This window comes from Neoroseomonas rubea (genome assembly GCF_016106015.1).
GTDB lineage: Bacteria > Pseudomonadota > Alphaproteobacteria > Acetobacterales > Acetobacteraceae > Neoroseomonas > Neoroseomonas rubea.
The window spans coordinates 1-1,587 of sequence record NZ_JACADQ010000555.1 but is presented as its reverse complement, the minus strand read 5'-3'; the positions used below and the strand labels follow the sequence as shown (position 1 = coordinate 1,587).

Genomic DNA, 1,587 nt, shown 5'->3' with positions numbered 1-1,587 from the left:
CGCGCGGCGCCGCGCGCGCGCGCCACCTGGGCGACACGCCGCACGCCCCGGGCCAGCACCCGGCCTCCCGCGCGCTCGAGGAGCGCGACATCTCCCGCGCGCTCTCGGAGCGCGACACGCCTCGCGCGCTCTCGGAGCGCGACACGCCCCGCGCGCTCTCGGAGCGCGACGCCCTCTTCCCCGGCTGGCGCGTCGTCGCGGGCGCCTTCCTCGTCTGCATGGTGGGCTTCGGCGCCATCTATTCCTGCGCCGCCTTCGCCGAGGATCTCGCCGCGAGCTTCGGCGCCTCCCGCACCTCGGCGAGCCTGATCCTCGCGCTGTCCGGCGCCTCCTGCTTCCTGGTCAGCGGCCTGACCGGGCCGCTCGCCGATCGGGTCGGGCCGCGGGCGCTCGCCGTGGCCGGCATGGCGACGGTCGCACTCGGCCTCGTCACCGCCGCCAACGCGCAGAGCATGGCCGAGGTCCTGCTGTGCTACGGCGTGCTGATCGGCCTGGGCACCGGCTTCGCCTATGTGCCCGCGATGGCCGCGGTGCAGCGATGGTTCGTCGCGGCGCGCGGCCTCGCCTCCGGCATCGCAGCCGCCGGCGTGGGGTTCGGCACCGCGCTCGTGCCGCCCATGGCGGCGCTGTTGCGCGAGCTGGGCGACTGGCGCCTGGCCTTCATGGTCTCGGGCGCGGCGGCCGCGGTCGTCGGCATCACGGGCGCGCTGCTCCTGCGGCCGAGCCCTGAGGCGGCGGGCCTGAGGCCGGATGGCGCCGCCCGTGCTGCGCTTCCCTCGGGGGAGGTGGGCGAGCGGGTGCTCGGCACCGCCGGCTTCCGTGCCTTCTACGTGGGGACGCTGCTGCTGTCGGTGCCGCTGGCACTGCCCTTCGCGCATCTCGTCGGCAGCGCGCGCGACCTCGGCATCCCGGCGGGCGACGCGCTCGCCCTGCTCGGCGCCATCGGCATCGGCTCGATCGCCGGGCGGTTCCTGATCGGCGCCGTCGCGGACCTGGCGGGGCGGGAGCGCGTGTTCATCGCCACCTCGGCGCTCGCCGCGCTGTCGACCATGCTCTGGGCGGCGGCGGAGGGGCGCCTGGCGCTGATGGTCTTCGCCACGCTGTTCGGCGCGGCCTATGGCGGGGTGATCGCGCTGCTGCCGGCCTTCGCGGCGGATGTGTTCGGCCGGCGCGCGGCGGGCACGGTGATCGGCGTCGGCTATACCGGGCGCGGCATCGCGCTGCTGGCCGCGCCGCCCGCCTTCGCCCTCCTGGCCGAGGCCGTGGGCGGGCACCGCGCGGCGGTCGTCATCGGTGCGGGGCTCGGGCTGCTCGGCGTCGCGCTGCTGTTGCGCGCGGCGCGGCGATAAGGCGCGGCCCGGCGCGGACGGATCGGCCGCGCCAAGCACCGTTCATTCCGTGGGGGCGCGCGCCGCAGGGCATGTAATGCCAGACGCGCGCGCCATGGCGGGGACGACGAGCGCCAGCGGCGATGCCGGGCGCATGCGCGATGCGCGCGCACCGGTCGCGGCACTGCCGGTCCGCGGCACGAAGCGGGCCTGCGCGCCGCGGGCCGTCTTTGCCCGCGCGAGCGGTGCCGGAAAGCGC

1 protein-coding gene is annotated in these 1,587 nt (G+C 77.3%); it reads left to right on the top strand.

The window, feature by feature from the left end; translation table 11 throughout:
- Window positions 1-1,349, top strand: a 1,349-nt coding sequence (locus HW577_RS24780) for an MFS transporter (protein ID WP_198378754.1), incomplete at its 5' end; no start/stop codon positions are given.
- Window positions 1,350-1,587: the final 238 nt, after the last annotated feature.